The organism is Streptomyces sp. NPDC006733 (assembly GCF_040636125.1).
GTDB lineage: Bacteria > Actinomycetota > Actinomycetes > Streptomycetales > Streptomycetaceae > Actinacidiphila.
Genome location: NZ_JBEYJD010000093.1, coordinates 1 through 18,140 on the forward strand (window position 1 = coordinate 1; position 18,140 = coordinate 18,140).

General features: G+C 73.4%; 12 protein-coding genes. 6 read left to right on the forward strand and 6 right to left on the reverse strand.

The window, feature by feature from the left end:
* On the reverse strand, window positions 1-5,413 hold a 5,413-nt coding region (locus ABZ721_RS39815), incomplete at its 3' end, for a beta-ketoacyl synthase N-terminal-like domain-containing protein (RefSeq protein WP_358793725.1).
* A gap of 361 nt (window positions 5,414-5,774) precedes the next feature.
* Here ABZ721_RS39815 and ABZ721_RS39820 point away from each other — a divergent pair.
* Together ABZ721_RS39820 and ABZ721_RS39825 are read left to right on the forward strand one after the other, a co-directional pair.
* Window positions 5,775-6,542: a lantibiotic dehydratase C-terminal domain-containing protein gene (locus ABZ721_RS39820; protein ID WP_358793726.1), complete on the forward strand. Its 768-nt coding sequence runs from the start codon at window positions 5,775-5,777 to the stop codon at window positions 6,540-6,542.
* A 74-nt stretch (window positions 6,543-6,616) separates the two neighbouring features.
* A complete protein-coding gene (locus ABZ721_RS39825; protein ID WP_358793727.1) occupies window positions 6,617-7,669 on the forward strand; it encodes a 3-dehydroquinate synthase family protein in 1,053 nt (350 codons plus the stop codon).
* A gap of 87 nt (window positions 7,670-7,756) precedes the next feature.
* Here ABZ721_RS39825 and ABZ721_RS39830 read toward each other — a convergent pair whose 3' ends face one another.
* From ABZ721_RS39830 to ABZ721_RS39840, 3 genes are read right to left on the reverse strand one after another with little or no spacing between them, the layout of a single operon-like run.
* Entirely contained in the window at window positions 7,757-8,458 is a 702-nt protein-coding gene (locus tag ABZ721_RS39830) for an HAD-IA family hydrolase (protein ID WP_358793728.1), read from the reverse strand.
* Window positions 8,436-9,626: a Gfo/Idh/MocA family oxidoreductase gene (locus ABZ721_RS39835; RefSeq protein ID WP_358793729.1), complete on the reverse strand. Its 1,191-nt coding sequence runs from the start codon at window positions 9,624-9,626 to the stop codon at window positions 8,436-8,438. The genes ABZ721_RS39830 and ABZ721_RS39835 overlap by 23 nt, the downstream gene beginning before the upstream one ends.
* A complete protein-coding gene (locus ABZ721_RS39840; protein ID WP_358793730.1) occupies window positions 9,623-10,789 on the reverse strand; it encodes a DegT/DnrJ/EryC1/StrS family aminotransferase in 1,167 nt (388 codons plus the stop codon). The genes ABZ721_RS39835 and ABZ721_RS39840 overlap by 4 nt, the downstream gene beginning before the upstream one ends.
* Before the next feature lie 290 nt (window positions 10,790-11,079).
* Here ABZ721_RS39840 and ABZ721_RS39845 point away from each other — a divergent pair, with 290 nt between their 5' ends.
* Window positions 11,080-11,526 (forward strand): type II 3-dehydroquinate dehydratase, encoded by a 447-nt coding sequence (locus ABZ721_RS39845; RefSeq protein ID WP_358793731.1) that lies wholly within the window; start codon window positions 11,080-11,082, stop codon window positions 11,524-11,526.
* A 105-nt stretch (window positions 11,527-11,631) separates the two neighbouring features.
* Window positions 11,632-12,390, forward strand: a complete 759-nt coding sequence (locus ABZ721_RS39850; RefSeq protein WP_358793732.1) for an alpha/beta fold hydrolase — start codon at window positions 11,632-11,634, stop codon at window positions 12,388-12,390.
* An 82-nt stretch (window positions 12,391-12,472) separates the two neighbouring features.
* On the opposite strand, the gene ABZ721_RS39855 is transcribed toward ABZ721_RS39850, so the two are convergent.
* The gene (locus tag ABZ721_RS39855) at window positions 12,473-12,694 is read right to left on the reverse strand and encodes a DUF5988 family protein (protein ID WP_358793733.1); all 222 of its coding nucleotides are present in this window, start codon (window positions 12,692-12,694) and stop codon (window positions 12,473-12,475) included.
* 166 nt (window positions 12,695-12,860) lie between these two features.
* Here ABZ721_RS39855 and ABZ721_RS39860 point away from each other — a divergent pair, with 166 nt between their 5' ends.
* Window positions 12,861-13,778 carry an ROK family protein gene (locus ABZ721_RS39860; RefSeq protein WP_358793734.1) on the forward strand — a complete coding sequence of 306 codons (918 nt, stop codon included), beginning with the start codon at window positions 12,861-12,863 and terminating at the stop codon, window positions 13,776-13,778.
* A 73-nt stretch (window positions 13,779-13,851) separates the two neighbouring features.
* On the opposite strand, the gene ABZ721_RS39865 is transcribed toward ABZ721_RS39860, so the two are convergent.
* On the reverse strand, window positions 13,852-14,682 hold the full coding sequence (locus tag ABZ721_RS39865) for an AfsR/SARP family transcriptional regulator (protein ID WP_358793735.1): 831 nt from the start codon (window positions 14,680-14,682) through the stop codon (window positions 13,852-13,854).
* 525 nt (window positions 14,683-15,207) lie between these two features.
* On the opposite strand from ABZ721_RS39865, the gene ABZ721_RS39870 reads away from it, so the two are divergent.
* Window positions 15,208-18,012: an AAA family ATPase gene (locus ABZ721_RS39870; RefSeq protein WP_358793736.1), complete on the forward strand. Its 2,805-nt coding sequence runs from the start codon at window positions 15,208-15,210 to the stop codon at window positions 18,010-18,012.
* Window positions 18,013-18,140: the final 128 nt, after the last annotated feature.

Genomic DNA, 18,140 nt, shown 5'->3' on the forward strand with positions numbered 1-18,140 from the left:
CGGTCAGCGCGGTGTGGAAGGCGTCGAGTGCGGCGGGCTCGCCGGCGACGACGGTGGACCGGGGGCCGTTGACGGCGGCGATCTCCAGCCGTCCGCTGTACTCCTCGATCCGTGCCGTTGTGTCGTCGAGGGGGAGCGGGATCGACATCATCCCGCCGTGGCCCGCGAGCCCGGCGGCGATGGCCTGGCTGCGCAGCGCGACGACCTGGGCCGCGTCCTCCATCGACAGCGCCCCGGCGACGCAGGCGGCGGCGATCTCCCCCTGGGAGTGGCCGAGCACCGCGTCGGGGACGACGCCGTGCGAGCGCCACAGCGCGGCCAGCGAGACCATCATCGCGAACGAGACGGGCTGGACGACATCCACCCGGGCGAGGGTCGGCGCGCCCTCCACCTGGCGGATGACGTCGGTCAGGGACCAGTCGACGTGCGGGGCGAGGGCCTGGGCGCACTGGTCGACGGCTTCGGCGAACACCGGGGAGCTGTCGAGGAGCTGCGCTCCCATGCCCACCCACTGCGAGCCCTGGCCGGGGAAGACGAAGACGGTCCTGCCGTCCGCGTCCGCGGTGCCGGTGATGACGTTGGCCGCCGGCTCACCCAGGCTCAGCGCCTCGAGCCCCGCCAGCGCGTGCACGCGGTCGGTCGCGACGACCACGGCCCGCTGCTCCAGCGTGGCACGGGAGTTCGCCAGCGCGTGGGCGACGTCGTCCAGCTCGGCCCGGTCGCCGTCGCCACCGGCCTCCAGCAGGTCCAGCAGCCGTTCTGCCTGGGCGCGGAGCGCCTCGGGGGTGCGGGCGGACAGCGGCAGGGCCACCGGCCCCGCCGGGCCCGCCTGCTCGCGGGGGACCTCCTCGACGGCGGGCGCCTGCTCGATGATCACGTGGGCGTTGGTGCCGCTGACGCCGAAGGCGGAGACGGCGGCGCGGCGCGGGCGGTCGGTCTCGGGCCAGGGCCGGGCCTCGGTGAGCAGCTCCACCGCGCCGGCCGACCAGTCGACCTTGGTGGAGGGCCGGTCGACGTGCAGGGTCTTGGGCAGCACGCCGTTCCGGATGGCCATGACCTGCTTGATGATCCCGGCGACGCCCGCCGCCGCCTGGGCGTGCCCGATGTTGGACTTCAGCGAGCCCAGCCACAGCGGCAGGTCCGGGTCGCGGTCCTGGCCGTACGTGGCGAGCAGCGCCTGCGCCTCGATGGGGTCGCCGAGCGTGGTGCCGGTGCCGTGGCCCTCGACCGAGTCGACATCGGCCGACGACAGGTGCGCGTTGGCCAGTGCCTGCCGGATCACCCGCTGCTGCGAGGGGCCGCTCGGGGCGGTGAGGCCGTTGGAGGCGCCGTCCTGGTTGATGGCGGAGCCGCGGATGACCGCCACCACCGGGTGGCCGAGCCGCTGCGCGTCCGAGAGCCGCTCCACGAGCAGCAGGCCGACGCCCTCGGCCCAGCCGGTGCCGTCCGCCGCCTCGGCGAACGCCTTGCACCGGCCGTCGGCGGCGAGTGCCCGCTGCCGGGAGAACTCGACGAAGGAGGTGGGCTGCGCCATCAGGGCCACGCCGCCCGCCAGGGCCATCGCGCACTCGCCGTTGCGCAGCGACTGCGCCGCGAGGTGGATGGCGACCAGTGAGGACGAGCACGCGGTGTCGATGGTGAGGGCGGGGCCCTCCAGGCCGAGGGTGTACGAGACGCGGCCGGAGGCGACGCTGCCCGCGGTCCCGGTGGCGAGGTAGCCCTCCAACTCCTCCGGCGCCTGGTCCACATGGGTGCCGTAGTCGTGGTACATCACGCCGGAGAACACCCCGACGTTGCCGCCGCGCAGGGTGGCGGGGTCGATGCCGGCCCGCTCGAACGTCTCCCAGGAGGTCTCCAGCAGCAGCCGCTGCTGGGGGTCCATCGCGACGGCCTCGCGCGGCGAGATCCCGAAGAACTCGGCGTCGAAGTCGGCCATGTCGTAGAGGAAGCCGCCCTCGTGGACGTAGGACGTGCGGCGCCTGCCGCCGTCCGGGTCGTACAGCTCGCCGAGGTTCCAGCCGCGGTCCTCGGGGAAGTCCGAGACGGCGTCGACGCCCTGCTCGACGAGGTGCCACAGCTCCTCGGGCGAGGTGACGCCGCCGGGCAGCCGGCAGGCCATCCCGATGATCGCGATCGGTTCGTCGGATCCCACGACCTCCGGCTGCAGCTCCTCGGGCGCGGTCTCGACGCCCAGCAGCAGGTTGCGCAGCTGCTGCGCGACGGCGTTGGGCCGGGGGAAGTCGAAGGCGAGGGTGGCGGGCAGCTTCAGGCCGGTGCCCTCGGTCAGCCGGTTGCGCAGGGCCACCGCGTGCAGGGAGGTGAACCCGAGGTCCTTGAAGGCGCGTTCGGCGCCGACCGCGGTGATCCCGCCCAGCTCCCTGACCCGGGACGCCTCGGTGCGCACCATGTCGAGCAGCAGCCGGAACTGCTCGGCGTCGGAGAGCCGGCTCAGCCGCTTGCGCAGCGCGTCGGCCCGCCGTTCGTCGGCGCCCGCGGAGGCGGGGGTGGTGTCGATCAGGCCGCGCAGCAGCGGCGGGACCTCGCCGGTGGCGATGCGGGCGGTGTCCAGGGCCATCGGGAGCAGGAAGGCGCGGCCCGCCAGGTGGGCGGCGTCGAACATGGCAAGCCCGGTACGGGCGTCCAGGGTGCCGACCCCGGCGGCCGGGGTGCGGCCGGCGCCGCCGGACGGGTCGGCGGCGTCCGGGTCCGCGCCGTTCGCGGGGCCGGTCCCCTCCCACGGGCCCCAGGCCAGCGAGAGGGCGGGCAGGCCGCGGTCGGCGCGGTGCTGGGCCAGCGCGTCGGCGAACGCGGTGTACGCCGCGCGCTCGCCGTCGCCGGCCGCGCCCAGCACGCCGTCGGCCGAGGAGTGCAGGACGAAGCTGGCCGGGGTGCGGGCGAGGGTCGTCTCGTGCAGGTTCAGCAGGGCCGCGACCGCGGACTCCAGCGGGCTGCCGGGGCGGTGCGCGACGGCCTCCTGCCAGGAGTGCGCGTGCACCACGGCGCCCAGCGGGCGCTCGGTGCGGTCCAGCAGGTCCGCGAGCGCGGCCCGGTCCGCCGGGTCGCAGGCGGCGGGCGTCACGGTCGCGCCCAGCGCCGTCAGCTCGCCGTGCAGCGCCGCCGTGCCGTAGTCGGCCGTGCCGTGCGCGCTGATCAGCAGGAGGTGGCGGGCGTGGTGCGCGGAGACCAGGTGGCGGGCGAGCGCGGCGCCCTGCGGGCTGTCGGCGCCGGTGACGACGACGGTGCGCTCGGGGTCGACGACCGGGGGAGTGGCGGGGTCGGTGGTGTTGGGCACCCGCGCCAGCCGCGGCTGCAGCGGGATCCCCGCGCGCACCGCCAGCTGGGTCTCGTCCGAGGTCAGGGCGACGGCCAGGGCCGTCGGCAGCGCGTCGCGCGACTCCTGGGTGTCGTCCAGGTCGAGCAGGACGATCCGGTCGGGGTGCGCGGCCTGCAGGGAGCGGACCAGGCCCCACAGCGGGGCGTGGGCCAGGTTCCGCAGGTGCTCGCGGTGGCCCGCGACGACCGCGCCGCGGGTGGCGACGGCCAGCCGGGTGTCGGCGAGCCGGCCGTCGGCCAGCCAGGAGTCGACGGCCGCGGCGAGTTCCCGGACCGAGCGCTGCACCGCGCCGGCGAGGCCGCCGGCGGCGGGCGGCGCGACGTCGGGGAGGAAGACCACGGCGTCCGGCACCGGTTCGCCGGCCGCCCCGGCTGCTTGCAGCCGCGCCGTGAGGGCGGCGGTCAGCGCGGGGGCGTCGGCGCCGGTCACGGTCCAGTGCGCGGGGTGGTCGCCGGGCTCGGGAACGGAGGGCAGCGGGACCCAGTCGACGCGCAGCAGCGACTCGAAGTGGCTGCTGTTGGCGGCCCGCAGCCGCATCGGCTGCTCGAGCAGCTTGTGCCGGGTGATCTTGCCGGACTGGGTGCGCGGTATCCGGGCGATCTCGTAGAGCTCCTCGGGGACCTTGAAGTACGCGAGCTTCTCCCGGCAGGCGGCGTAGAGGAGTTCGGGGTCGAGCCCCTCGGGGCCGGGGACGAGGAACGCGACGGGGACCTCGCCGAGCACGTCGTGCGGAGTCCCGACCACCGCGGCGTCGGCGACGCCCGGCACGGTGCGCAGGACCTCCTCGACCTCCACGGGGTGGATGTTCTCGCCGCCGCGGATGATGAGCTCCTTGATGCGGCCGGTGATGGTGAAGTAGCCCGCCTCGTCGCGCCGGGCCAGGTCGCCGGTGCGGTACCAGCCGTCCTGCAGCGCCTCGGCGGTCGCCAGCGGGTTGTTGTGGTAGCCCGCCATGACGTTGGGGCCGCTGACCCAGACCTCGCCCTCCTGGCCGGTGGTCACCTCGACCCCGGTCCTGGTGTCGACCAGCCGCACGTTGACGCCGGGGACGGGCAGCCCGCAGGAGCCCTCCACCCGGGCGCCGGTCGGCCAGTTGATGGTGATCGAGCCGCAGGTCTCGGTGGAGCCGTACGCGTCGAGCAGCGGGGCGCCGTACGCCTTCTCGAAGGAGTTGCGCAGCGCGGCCGTGGTGACGGCGCCGCCGACCAGGCACATCCGCAGCTGGGGGGCCTGGAAGCCCTTCCGGGCGGCGGCTCTGACCAGGTAGTGGTACATCGTCGGCACGCCGGCGAGGAACGTGGAGCGCTCCTCCTCCAGCGCCCGCAGGACGTCGTCCGCGGAGAAGCCGTCGACGATGCGGGCGGAGGCGCCGACCGCGGTGACGCCGAGCACGCACACGATGTGCGACAGGCTGTGGAAGAGCGGCAGCGGCCACAGGACGCGGTCCTCGGAGGTGAGTCCGGGGATGGGGGCGTAGCAGGCGGCGACCGACCACAGGCCGTTGCGCTGGGTGGAGAGCACGCCCTTGGGGCGGCCGGTGGTGCCGGAGGTGTAGAGCATCCAGGCGAGGTCGTCGAGACCGAGGTCGTCCCGCGCCGGTACGGCCGGGTCGGTGCCGGCCAGCGTCTCGAACGCCACGGTGCCGGCGGGGGCGTCCGCCGGGATGCCGGTGCCGCCGGTCACGACGATGCGCACGGTGCGGCGGTCGCCGAGCACCGCGCGGAGCTGGCCCAGGTGCGCCGGGTCGGTGATGACCACCCGGGCGCCGCTGTCGTCGAGGAGGTAGCCCAGCTCGGAGTCGGTGGACCGCGGGTTGAGCGGCACGCCGATCGCGGAGGCCCTGGTGATGGCCAGGTAACTCTCCACCGTCTCGACGCAGTTGCCGAGGTAGATGACCGCCCGGTCGCCCGGCTGCAGGCGCAGGGCGGCCAGGTGCCCGGCGATGCGGCCGGTGCGTTTCTCCAACTCCGTGTAGCTGACGTCACGGCGGGAGTCGCTGAAGGCGATCTTGTCCCCGAAACGGTTCGCATGCTCCTTGAGCAGTTCCGGCAACGGTCGGATCAGCTCGGTACGCAGCATGTCAACACACCCCTCGATACGGACTGACGACGCGAATCTCGCAGTACTCAGTCTCGTCAACCGAGGAATTATCGGAACCCCTGGAAGCCCCCCTAAGAGAACCCTGACTTCAGCCGCCGATAAATTCGGAGGACTGTGCGGGGAGAGGGGGTGCGGCTACTCCGTCTACTATCCATACATACCCCGATCAGTCAAGGATACTGGGGTGTTGAAGCGGGTCGAGAAAGAGTAAATTCAGCCTTCTCCGCACGGGATCACGGCTAAGAACGAAGTGAGGGAACCCGTCATGACGTACAGCTGGATCTTCTGCCGCATCCCCGCTCCCCCGAGGGCGGACGGACGCGGCGGTGTCACCGCGGGAGTGCCATCCACACTCCCTGACCTGGTACGCGACTTCCAAGGCACGGATGCCGACAGCCGGTGGTTCTTCCGCCGCGTCGACCACCCGAGCGCGCCCGCCCTCGCCCTGTGGTTCGGCGGCGGCACGCGCGTACTGCGGGAAATCGAGGAGCGAATACAGCTGCAATACGCGGCGGCCGGGCGGCCGATCGAATTCACCCACCTGCCGCAGCGGGCGCCGCACCACGCGTACGCCTGCGACATCGAATTCACCGACGAACTCTCGACGGCGTCGAGCGACCTGGCCTTCGAGGTGATGCGGGGCAGCGGCTACACGCCGGACGAGCAGCTGGCCCTGGCCATTCTCCATATTCGCCACCTGATCGCCCTCGTCCCCGAAAGGGAACGCCGGGCATTTCTCTTCCAGTGCTGGCAGGTGTGGACCGAGGAACTGACCCCGGACCAGCGCACGGAACTGTCGGAGCAGGCGGGACTGGAGGAGTCCGCGGCGCTGTTCGCCGTGCTGGCGCCGCCGATGCCGCCGCCGGTCGCGGACCGCTGGTACCGCTACCTGGTCACGCTGCACCGGGTCACCACCGGCCAGTGGGCCGCCGAGGGGGCGCCGGTCAACTACCACCTGTTCGACCACGCCCACCTGACCCACGGCCGGCTCGGCATCCCCGCCGTCACGGAGGCGCTCGCGGCCCGGCTGGTGCGGGCGTCGCTCACCCCCTCGGGCCGCGACCAGCTGCCGCTGGCCGTACCCGCCGCCGCGCTGCAGACCGCGTGAGCCGGACCGGCCATCCGGTCCTGCCACCCGGCCAGGACCGGGCCGGCCCCGACGACCGACCGACAGGAGACACGATGACTGCGACGAAGGCACCGCACCGGCAGGTGCGGGTGGATCTCGGCGGCGACCGCGGCTACACCGTCCACATCGGCCCGGGTGTCCGCGAGTTGCTGCCGGTGGTGGTGGCGCGGCTCGGTGCCGCGCGGGCGGTCGTGGTCTCGGCCCGGCCCGCCGGCACGGTGCCGGACCCGGGCGTCCCCACGCTGCGGCTCGCGGCGCGGGACGGGGAGCAGGACAAGACCCTGGAGACCGTGGGCGAGCTGTGCCGGGAGTTCGCCCGGTTCGGGCTCACCCGCGGCGACGTCGTCATCTCCTGCGGCGGCGGCACCACCACCGACACCGTCGGCCTGGCCGCCTCGCTCTTCCACCGGGGCGTCCCCGTCGTGCACCTGCCCACCTCGCTGCTGGCGCAGGTGGACGCGAGCATCGGCGGCAAGACGGGGGTGAACCTGCCGGAGGGCAAGAACCTGGTCGGCGCGTACTGGCAGCCGAAGGCCGTGCTGTGCGACACCGACCTGCTGCGGACGCTGCCGGACGCGGAGCGGGTGAACGGCTACGGGGAGCTGGCGCGCTGCCACTTCATCGGCGCCGGCGACCTGCGCGGCCTCCCGCTGCACGAGCAGATCGCGGCCAGCGTCTCCCTCAAGGCGGCGGTCGTCGCCGCCGACGAGCGGGACACCGGGCTGCGCCACATCCTCAACTACGGCCACACGCTCGGCCACGCGCTGGAGCCGGCCACCGACTTCGCCCTGCGGCACGGCGAGGCGGTGGCGATCGGCACGGTCTTCGCCGGCCGGCTCGCCGGGGCGCTCGGCCGGATCGGCGAGCGGCGCGTCGCCGAGCACCTGGAGGTGGTGGCGGGCTACGGGCTGCCCACCGCGCTGCCGGCCGGGCTCGACCCGGCGGACCTGGTCCGCTCCATGCGGCGCGACAAGAAGGCGAGCCGCGGGCTGGCCTTCGTGCTCGACGGCCCCGCCGGCGTGGAACTGGTGCAGGACGTCCCCGAGTCCGTCGTCACCGGCTGCCTGGCGGCGATGCCGCGCACCGGCGCGGGGCACGGGCGGTAGGCGCGCCGTTCGTTCGGCGCGGAACGCAAGGATTGGCCCGGACGTTGCAGCGTCCGGGCCAACATGCGTTCGTGGGTGCGGGGAGGATCAGCCCACCGGCACGCTGGCAGGGCACAGCACCAGCAGGTCCGCGGGCCTGCGCAGTACGGCCTGGGGACCGGCCGCCAGCAGGGCGGCCTCGTCGGTGTCGGCCCACATCGCGGCCACCGCCGCCACCCCGGCGCCGTGGGCGCTGGCCAGGTCGGTCACCGCGTCGCCGACCATCACCGCCTCCGAGGGGTGGGTGCCCATCAGGGACAGGGCCAGTTCCACCATGTCCGGCGCGGGCTTGGGGTGGGCCACCTCGTCGGATCCGATCACCTGCTCGAACAGGGGCAGGACGCCCATCTGCTGCAGGAGGGCGCGGGCCCGGGGGCCGCTCTTGCCGGTCGCGACCGACATCTTGATGCCGCGGTCACGCAGCTCGGAGAGCAGCTCGGCGACGCCGTCGAAGAGCCGCACCTGCCCGGAGAGACGGTAGCTCTCGCGGACGAAGGGCTCCTCCATCTCCAGCGGCAGGTCCATGATCCGCATGATGTCCGGGAAGAAGCGCCCCAGATGCTTGTTGTACTCGGCGAACGGCGCCTCGCCCGGACCGCAGACCTCCGCGTACGCGGTCGTGAACGCCTGGCGCATGACGTCGTAGCTGTCGACCAGTACCCCGTCGAGGTCGAAGACCACCGCCCGTATGCGATGGCCCGCGAACAGCGCGGGATACGTCCATGGGTCACCTGTCGGGTTCTGCTGCATGACTGCTCCCCGTGTTGAGTAGAGAGGGATACGCGTCCGTACGTCCGGTCCGGATCGCGGAGCGGGCATCGGCGCGGGCCTTGTGGGCCGAGCGGTAGATCCGTTCGATGACGGAGATGGTGCGGCGGACCTCCTCGACGGTCCTGCCCTTGCTCGCGGGATCGGCGAGCAGCGCGGGAAGGTCGTCGAGCTGCCGGAGGTACTCCGTGCCGATCTCCTCGTCGGGCAGCGCCACCTCGGTGGTGATGCCGTCCTGGACGCGGGTCAGGGTCGACCCGTGCCTGCGGTTGGGGCTGAATCCGAAGGTGCAGCGCAGCGTCGCGGTGCCGTCGCTGCCGTCGACCCGCAGCAGGGTCACGTCGTGCGCCTCGTGCGAGGCCCAGCTCGCCCTGATCGCCACCGAGACCCCGTCCTCGGTCACCAGGAACCCGCGGGCGGTGTCCTCGACGTCGCCGTCCTCCTGCCGGCCGGCCGGCTGGTCGCGCCGCCAGGCGGCCCGCGAGGAGTCGTTGTTGACGAAGTCGTCGGAGACCGTGCCGACGGCCTGGTCGAAACCGACCGGGCCCAGGATGGGGCCGATGGTGTCGAGCAGGTGCCAGCCCAGGTCGAGCAGCGCGCCGCCGCCCGCGAACTGCCGCTGGGTGAACCAGCCGCCCGCGTTCGGCACCCCGCGGGCCCGCACCCAGGACAGCTCCACGTGCCGGATCCGTCCCAGGTCCTTGGCGATCACCTCCCGCAGCACCTGGATGTCCGCCCGGTAGCGGGCCGCGCTGCCCGCCAGCAGGACGCCGTCGGCGGCCGCCTCCGCCACCGCGAGCTGCTGCGCCTCCGCGGAGTTGAGGCACACCGGCTTCTCCAGGAAGACCGGGATGCCCATGTGCAGGAGCCGGCACGCGACCGCACTGTGCAGGTGGTTGGGGACGGCGACGACCGCGAGGTCGACCATGCCGCGGTCCAGCTCCGCCACGTCGGCCAGCAGCCGGGTGCCGGTCCTGCCGTGGGCCACCTCGGCCCGCGCCGCCGGGCTCGGATCCACCACGGCGGTCACCGCGAACGACGGGTGCTCGCGCAGCCGCGGCAGCCAGATCGACTTCGCCGCCCACCCCAGGCCCACCACGGCCGTACGGACCGGGGCGCCTGCCGGCCCGGTCGGCCCGCGGCCGGTCATGCGCGGGTGACGACGTCGGCGACCGCGGCGGCGATCTCGTACATCTGCTGTTCGGTGCCGAGCAGGGTGCGGTGGTGCAGCCAGACGCAGTCGGCGTTGATGGCCTCGGTGACGGGGCACCGGGCGGCCAGCTCGTCGACGGTCTCGGCGGGGGCGGCCGTCTCCCAGAAGCCGTCGGAGCGGTAGATCGCCCGGAAGGCGATGAAGGCCGGCAGGCCGCGCGCGACCAGCTGGTCGACGAGCTCGTTGCGCTTCTCCTCGGCGATCCCGGGGATCCGGAACATCGACATGTAGTGCGGGTTGACGGTGCACCGTGGGTCCATGGTCTGCGGCACGACGCCCGGGATCTCGGCCAGCAGCCGGGCCAGCAGAGGCGCGCGCTCCTCGCGGGTGGCGACCTGGCCGTCCAGCCGCGCGAGCTGGGCGCGCAGGACGGAGGCGGAGAACTCGTTCATCCGGAAGTTGGAGCCCGAGGTCTCGTGGAAGTACTTGCGGTCGGTGCGCGAACGCCCGCAGCTGTGCCGCAGGAACGCCTCCTGGTACGAGGCCTCGTCCGGGAAGAGCACCGCGCCGCCCTCGCCCGCGGTCATCAGCTTGCCGTTCTGGAAGCTGAACGCCGCGATCGAGCCCAGCTCGCCGACCTTCTGGCCCTGCCACTGGGCCCCGTGGGCGTGCGCCGCGTCCTGCACCAGCGGCACACCGGAGTCGGCGGAGAGCTTGGCCAGCGCGTCCATGTCGGCGAAGTGCCCGGCCATGTGGACGGGCATGATGGCGCGGGTCCTGGGCGTGAGGGCCGCCTTCGTGGCCGCCACGTCGATGCAGTACGTGTCGGGGTCCACGTCGACGGGGACCGCGACGGCGCCCAGCCGCTGCGCGGCCTGGGACGAGGAGATGAAGGTGAAGGCCGGGACGATGACCTCGGTGCCGGGGCCGACCCCGGCCACCTGCAGCGCCAGTTCGAGGGCGTGGGTGCCGTTGGTGACGGCCAGCGCGCGCACCGCGCCGTGGTGCTCGGCGAACTCGCGCTCGAAGGAGTCGACTTCACTGCCGCCCATGCGCCACCACTGGCCCTGGTCCAGAGCGCGTACCAACCCGGTCCGCTCCTCGTCGCCGAACTGCGGCCACTGAGGGAGGTCCGAGAACTTCTGCGCACGATCATTCATGATGATCTGTTCCTTCTTTCGACGAATAACGCGACCTGAAGGGGTGGAAATACACCGCCACTGCGGGATAATCTTCCGGTGTCGCGACGGCGCCGGAGAATTCCGATCCGGGTAGATATCACGCTACCTCGGCGAAGACGACACTTCCCATCCCCTACCGGGTCCCCTCTTTCCCCCTTACCTTGCGGGCGGTAGGTTCCTGGATTCCCGTTCGATCTCCGCTTCCTGATACAAAGTCAATGGGGCATAGCCCGTGCCCGTGAATCCCGAACCGCTGCGCGAGGTGAATCATGAGCGCGATACTCCTGCTGAACGGGCCCAACCTGGGAATCCTGGGGCAGCGTGAGCCCGAGGTGTACGGAACCGACAGCCTGCTCGACATCGAGGAGGCCATCCAGGAGGAAGTGGCCGGCCGGGACTGGAAGGTCATCTCCTTCCAGAGCGACACGGAGGGCGACCTGGTCCGCACGCTCCACGAGAGCTACGACACGGTCGGCGCCATCGTGAACCCCGGCGCCCTCATGATCGCGGGGTGGAGCCTGCGCGACGCGCTGGCCAACTACCCGCGCCCGTGGATCGAGGTGCACCTGTCGAACGTCTGGGCCCGCGAGCAGTTCCGCCACGAGTCGGTCATCGCGCCCCTCGCCGACGGGGTGGTCGTCGGGCTCGGGGCGCTGGGGTACCGCCTCGGCGCCCGCGCCCTGCTGGCGCTCGTCAGCGACACCGCCGACAAGTGACCCCCGGCCCCCTCCAGCACGGGTTCCCGCCGCACCGCCCCTTTCCGCACCACTCTCTTCCGCACCGCCCCCTTCCGCACCGGCCTCTTCCCCCAGGAGTGACACATGCAGGGCACGGTCACCGGTAGCCAGGCCTGGATCCGCCGCTACCACCCGGCGCCGGACAGCCGTGTCCGGCTCGTCGCGCTGCCCCACGCGGGCGGCTCCGCCACCTACTTCCACCCGCTGTCCGCGGCGCTGGGCCCCGAGGTCGAGATGCTCGCCGTCCAGTACCCGGGCCGGCAGGACCGCCGGCACGAGGCGCCCGTGCGGGACATCGGCGCCCTCGCCGACCAGGTCACCGAGGCGCTGCTGCCCTGGACCGACCGCCCGCTGGCCCTCTTCGGCCACAGCATGGGCTCGACCATCGCCTTCGAGGTCGCCCGCCGGCTGGAGGACGCCGGGGCCGCGCCGGCGGCGCTGATCGCCTCGGGCCGGCGCGCACCGCGCACGGACCGGCGGGAAGGGCTGCACCGGCTCGACGACGCGGCCATCCTCGCCGAGGTCCGGCTGCTGGGCGGCACCGACGAGGTGATGCTGCGCGACGAGGAACTCCTGCGGCTCACGCTGGACGTGCTGCGCAACGACTACCGGGCTGTCGAGACCTACCGCTGCGCACCCGATGCCATGCTCGGCTGCCCGGTCACGGTGCTGGTCGGCGACGACGATCCGCGGGTGACGCTCGACGAGGCGCGGGCCTGGGCCGGGCACACCACCGGCGCCTTCGCCCTGCACGTCTTCAGCGGCGGCCACTTCTACCTGGCGGAGCACCAGCGGGCGGTGACCGAGCGGCTGCTGGCCGTCCTGGAACCCCACAAGCGGTGACGCCGCACGGGCGGGCCCCACGCGTGGAGGGAGGGAGAACCGTCCGGTTCTCCCTCCCTCCACGCTCCGCGGCCGCCGTGGCTCACTCCGCGACGTACGTGTTGTGACTCCAGTCGAAGACGTGCAGCGCACGGCCGTCCAGTTCCTCCACGTCGACGGTCGGGTAATAGTGCTCGTAGCGGTTTCCGAGGAATATCTTCAGGACGTCCTCGGCCGGATCCTTGACGTGGAAAAGGCGCTCGCCGACCGGCTTGCTGCCCATGGACCCGCCACGCAGGATGGTGTTCACGTTTGCTGGCTGCATATTCCCCAACTCCTGTGAAAGAAGGCTTGGCCCCAATCTACGATCCGTACGCCACAGCCGGAACCCCCTAACTCTCCCTTGCATTCCGATGCGCGGCCGACATCCCGTCGGTTGACCCGCAAAGGCTGCCAGAATTTCCGTATCCGATTCTCTGGAGGGCAGCACGATGTATCTGGGCATCGACGTGGGCGGTACGAAGGTCGCGCTGCGCCTCGAAGGCGCGGGGGAGGAGGGGGAGCCGGCGGAGGCGGTCCTGCGGTGGCCGGACGCCGGTGACCCCGCGCGCGACCTGGCCGCCCTCGCGGCGGGCATCGCCGGGCTGCGGGAGCGCCGTCCGGGCCCGCTGACCGCGGTCGGGGTGGCGATGCCCGCGACGCTGGACCGGACCGGGCGCGTGGTGGCCTGGCCCAACCGGCCGTCCTGGGAGGGGCTGGCGCTGCACGCGGAACTCGGCGCACTGCTCCCCGACCTCCCCCCGGCGGACCTGCGCACCGCCGACGACGGTGATCTCGCCGGGCTGGCGGAGGCCGGGGCGGCGGGCGTCCGCGACCTGGTCTACCTCGGGGTCGGCACCGGGGTCGGCGGCGGCCTGGTGCTCGACGGGCGGCTGTGCCCCGGCCCGGAGCGCGGCTCCTGCGAGATCGGCCACCTGGTCGTCGACCGGGAGGGGCGGCGCTGCGACTGCGGGCGCAGGGGCTGCGTCCAGTCGGCGGCCTCGGGCCCGGCGATCCTGCGGCGGGCGGCCGAGCTGCGCGGCGGTGAGGTCCCGTTCGCGGAGCTGGCGCCGGCCCTGGCGGCGGGGGAGGGGTGGGCGCGGCAGGCGGTGCGGGAGGGCGCGCAGGCGCTGGCGTCGGCCGTCGTCGGCCTGAGCGAGCTGACCCACCCGGAACTGGCCGTCATCGGCGGCGGGTTCGCCGCCGCGATCCCCGGCTTCGTGCCGGCCGTCGCCCGGCAGGTGGAGTGCCTGGAGCGGCCGGGCGGGCCGCGGGTGCCGGTCGCGGAGGCGAAGCTCGGCGGGCTCTCGTCGCTCTACGGCGCGGTGCTGCTGGCGCGGGGGATCCGGGAAGCCGGGGCGAACGCCTGACCGCGGGGGAGCGCGGGGTTCACGGGGTTCGGCGGGTTCGCGGAGTCCACCGGGTACGTGGGGATCGCCCGGTTCACGGGCGGCCGTGGCGGCGCGGCGGCCGTACCCGGCGGGCGGTGTGCGTCGCCGTGCGCGTCCCGGTGCAGCGTCCGCTCGGCGCCGGGATCGTCCGGGTCCACTGCGGCTCCGGGCGGGTGACGGGCGCGAGCGACCGGTCCTGGTTGAGGATCGAGCGCTCCAACTGCTGCAGCTCCCGCCCGGGGTCGAGCCCGAAGCGATTGAGCAGCGCCGCCCGGGTGCGCTGGTACGCGGCCAGCGCGTCGTACTGCCGACTGCACTGGTAGAGCGCCAGCATCAGCAGCCCGCACAGCCGCTCGCGCGTCGGCTCCGCCGCCGCCATGGCCTCCAGCTCGCCGAGCACCGCATGGTGCCTGCCGAGGTCCAGCTCGATGCGCACGCAGTCCTCGAACACGGCCAGCCGCGCGTTGCGCACCACGTCCAGCTCGGGCCAGGCGATACCGGTCTCCGTCAGGTCCGACAGGACGGGCCCGCGCCACACGGCCAGGGCCGCGCGCAGCGAGCGGACCGCCGACTCGGCGTCGCCCGCCGCCAGTTCGGCCCGGCCCTGCTGCTCCAGCCGGCGGAAGCGCGTCAGGTCCAGGCACTCCTCGTCGATGCGCAGCCGGTAGCCGGGGGCGCAGGTGTCCAGGGACGCCGTGCCGCCGGGGCCCGCGTACTCGACGAGGAGTTTGCGCAGCCCGGAGATCGCGTTCTGAATCATTTTCCGCGACGTCACCGGTACGTCGTAACCCCACAGTGCGCTCACCAGCTTGCTGGTGGGAACGACCGTGTTCGCGTGCAGGAGAAGGAATCCGAGGGCGCTGCGCTGATTGACGCCGCCCAAAGGGATTTCGGCGTCTCCTGCGAATGCTTCCAGGGGGCCCAATACATGAAATCGCACACTCACTCACTCCAGTCCGCGACGGCCTGATGGTGCGCACGTCCCCGCACGACCCGACGCGGCGGGGTGGTCGGGCGACCGGCCGACACGTACCGACCATCTCGTCCCCCTACAGTAAACAAACCGATCGACCCGTTTGTCAATGCAACGGCACCTGTGTGTGGGCGAGTTGTGACTCTTCTTTCCTCTCGACTCGCTGACCTGCATAGATGTAAGCTCCACGAACCAGGTGGAATGAGTTGCGGAGGCCCGAACAAGATCCGCAAACTGCCCGGAACGTGCCGGGAGGCCGCCGTGGCCGTGTCCCGCGAGGCGATGGGCGGACGGTTCCCGCGCAGTGGGCGCAGGGACACCTTCACCCCCTGAGGGGTTGCTAGCTTCCAGTTGCCGCCAATTGCGGAGTGCGCCGAGCCGATTCGCCGGCTGTGTCGCTCGAATGGGAAACCTGCATACAACGGGAGGTGGCCAGTGGAACTGGTCGAGCGTGCAGAACACATTGAGGAACTCAGCCGACTACTGACGGAATGCGCGATAAGAAAAGGACATGTCGTCCTTCTGGACGGGCCCTCGGCGAGCGGGAGGACGGAACTCCTGCGCCGGGTCGCGGAACGCGCGGCGCTCGCCGGCGGGCCGGTCCTGCACGCCTCGTGCTCCCGGGCCGAACGAGCCCTCCCCTACAGCGTGCTGGGCCAGCTCTTCCGCAGCGCCACCGTTCCGGACGCCGTGGCCGCCGAGGCCGACGCGCTGCTGCAGCGCGCCGGCTCCGCCACCGCGTCCGACGGGACCGACCCCGAACACATCGGGCCCGAGACGGCCCGGCTGCTCCACGGCCTGGTCCGGCTGCTCCTGCGACTCGCCGACGACACCACCTTGTTCATCGGCATCGACGACATCCAGCACGCGGACCCCCGGTCCCTGGACTGCCTCCTCTACCTCACCCGCCGGCTGGGCTCCGCCCGGATCCTCGTCGTCGTGACGGGCAACCCGGAGCTGCAGCCGTCCCACCCGACCTTCCGGGCCGAGCTCCTCGACCAGCCGCACGCCCGCCGGATCCCGCTGGCGCCGCTCTCCGAGGCGGGCACCGCCGAACTGCTGGCCGGGCACTTCGACACACCGACCGCCGAGCGGCTCGCCCCGGAGTTCCACCTGTGCAGCGGCGGCAACCTGCCGCTGCTGCAGGCGCTCATCGAGGACCACGCCCTCTCCGGCGGCGTCCGCAAGGAGGGCTACGGCCGGGCCGTGCTGCGGCAGTTGCGCCGGGGCGACTCGGTGCTGCTGCGGACCGCGCGGGCGCTCGCGGTGCTCGGCGAGGCCGCCGCACCCGACCGCACCGGCCGGCTGGCCGGGGTCGAGCCGCAGCAGGCGGAGCACGCCGTGCGCCTGATGACCGCGGCCGGGCTGCTGAGCGGGGGCACCTTCCGCAGCGAGGTCGCCCGCATCGGCATCGTGGACGACCTGCCCCCGGCGGAGCGGGCGGACCTGCACGGCCGCGCCGCCGAACTCCTCCACGAGCAGGGCGGCCCCGCCACCCAGGTCGCCCGGCTCCTCGTCGAGGCGGGCCGGGCCCCGCAGCCGTGGGCCATGGGCCTGCTGCTGGAAGCGGCCGAGCAGAACCTGCTCGCGGGCCGGACGGAGCAGGCCGTGGCGGCGCTGGAGAGCGCCCACCGGCAGAGCGTCCCGAAGAGCGCGGAGCGGGCGGCGATCGAGGCGCGGCTCGTACGGGTGCGCTGGCGCGGCGACCCCGCCGCGGCCGACCGGCACCTGGAGTCGCTGACCGCCGCCGCCCACGCCGACGTGCTGGACGGGCGCGACAGCGTCGCCCTGGTCCGCCAACTGCTGTGGAACGGGCGGGCGGAGGCCGCCGACGACCTGCTGGAGAAGCTGCGCACCACCGCCATGGAGCCGCACAGCGAGGCGGCGGCCGAACTGCACGACACCGAGCTGTGGCTGGCCTGGACCCACCCGACGCTGGCCCGCCGCCGGCAGCCGCAGCCCGGCGGGTCCCGCCCCGCCGAGGCGCCGCCCGCCCCGCAGCAGGACCCGTGGTGCCGTCCGACGGCGCTGCTGGCCGGTGCGCTGGTGACCGGCCGCGGCCACGAGGTGGCCGGGCAGGCCGAGCAGATCCTGCGCGACGGCCACGCGGTGCACGGCGACGCCTGGGCCGAGGAGCCGCTGCTGCTCGCCCTGTCGGTGCTCACCTCCGCGGGCCGCTCCGACTCCGTCGCGGCCTGGTGCGACCGGCTGCTGGGCGAGCCGCACACCCCGTACTCGCCGACGCGGCTCGCGCTGCTCTCCGCGGTGCGGGCGGACGCGGCCGTCCGGCTCGGCCAGCTCTCCGCCGCGGTCGACCACGCGCAGCTGGCCCTCGACCACCTGACGCCGGGCGCCTGGGGCGTGGCGATCGGGTTGCCGCTGAGCAGCCTGATCATGGCCAGCACCCGGCTGGGCCACTACGACGAGGCCGCCGGATACCTGGCCCGGTCGGTGCCCAAGGCGATGTTCCAGAGCCGGTACGGGCTCTACTACCTGCTGGCCCGCGGCCACCACCACCTGGCGACCGAGCACTACCACGCCGCGCTCGCCGACTTCCGCTCCTGCGGCGAGCTCATGCGCCGCTGGGGCATCGACGTGCCGGGCATCGGCCAGTGGCGCACCAGCGCCGCCGAGGCCTGGCTGAAGCTGGGCAACCGTGAGCAGGCCCGGCGGCTCGCCTACGACCAGCTGGGCCGTCCCGGCACCTCCGGGTCCGAGGCCCGGGGCACCGCGCTGCGGCTGCTGGCCGCCACGAGCCCCGCCGAGCGCCGCCCGCAGATGCTGACCGAGGCCCTCGACCTGTTCGAGGAGTGCGGCGACCAGTACGAGCAGACGCGCGCGCTGGCGGACCTCAGCGACGCGTACTACCAGGTGGGCGACAGCCGGCGGGCCCGGATGCACTCGCGCAGGGCCCGCCACCTGGCGGGCATGTGCGGCGCCACCTCGCTGAGCCAGTCGCTGCTCTCGCTGCCCGACGAGCCCGACGACAGCCCGTCGGTGGCGGAGTCCGCCGCCGAGTCCGCGTCCCTGACCGGCTCCGAGCGGCGGGTCGCCGCGCTGGCCGTGCGGGGCTACACCAACCGTGAGATCGCCGCGAAGCTCTTCATCACCCCGAGCACCGTGGAACAGCACCTCACCCGAATCTTCCGGAAGCTGGATGTGAAGTGCCGCAGGGATCTGCCGGTGGAGCTGGGCGTGGGCGGCGGCGAGGTACTGGCGTCGAGCGGGGGCGCCGCGTAGCGGCGGGCGCGGGGGACCGCGGACGGGAACGGCGCCGGGGGCCATCATCGCCTGGAAGTCCGCCTTCAGACCGGCCGGATCGGCGACGATGTCGACGGAGCCGAGCATCGCCGAGGCGATCCCGGTCA

Bases quoted from the DNA above. Each gene is read 5' to 3' on its own strand.
- ABZ721_RS39855 (WP_358793733.1), bottom strand. From the start codon at position 12,694: ATGCAGCCAGCAAACGTGAACACCATCCTGCGTGGCGGGTCCATGGGC.
- ABZ721_RS39845 (WP_358793731.1), top strand. From the start codon at position 11,080: ATGAGCGCGATACTCCTGCTGAACGGGCCCAACCTGGGAATCCTGGGG.
- ABZ721_RS39850 (WP_358793732.1), top strand. From the start codon at position 11,632: ATGCAGGGCACGGTCACCGGTAGCCAGGCCTGGATCCGCCGCTACCAC.
- ABZ721_RS39840 (WP_358793730.1), bottom strand. From the start codon at position 10,789: ATGAATGATCGTGCGCAGAAGTTCTCGGACCTCCCTCAGTGGCCGCAG.
- ABZ721_RS39860 (WP_358793734.1), top strand. From the start codon at position 12,861: ATGTATCTGGGCATCGACGTGGGCGGTACGAAGGTCGCGCTGCGCCTC.
- ABZ721_RS39835 (WP_358793729.1), bottom strand. From the start codon at position 9,626: ATGACCGGCCGCGGGCCGACCGGGCCGGCAGGCGCCCCGGTCCGTACG.
- ABZ721_RS39825 (WP_358793727.1), top strand. From the start codon at position 6,617: ATGACTGCGACGAAGGCACCGCACCGGCAGGTGCGGGTGGATCTCGGC.
- ABZ721_RS39830 (WP_358793728.1), bottom strand. From the start codon at position 8,458: ATGCAGCAGAACCCGACAGGTGACCCATGGACGTATCCCGCGCTGTTC.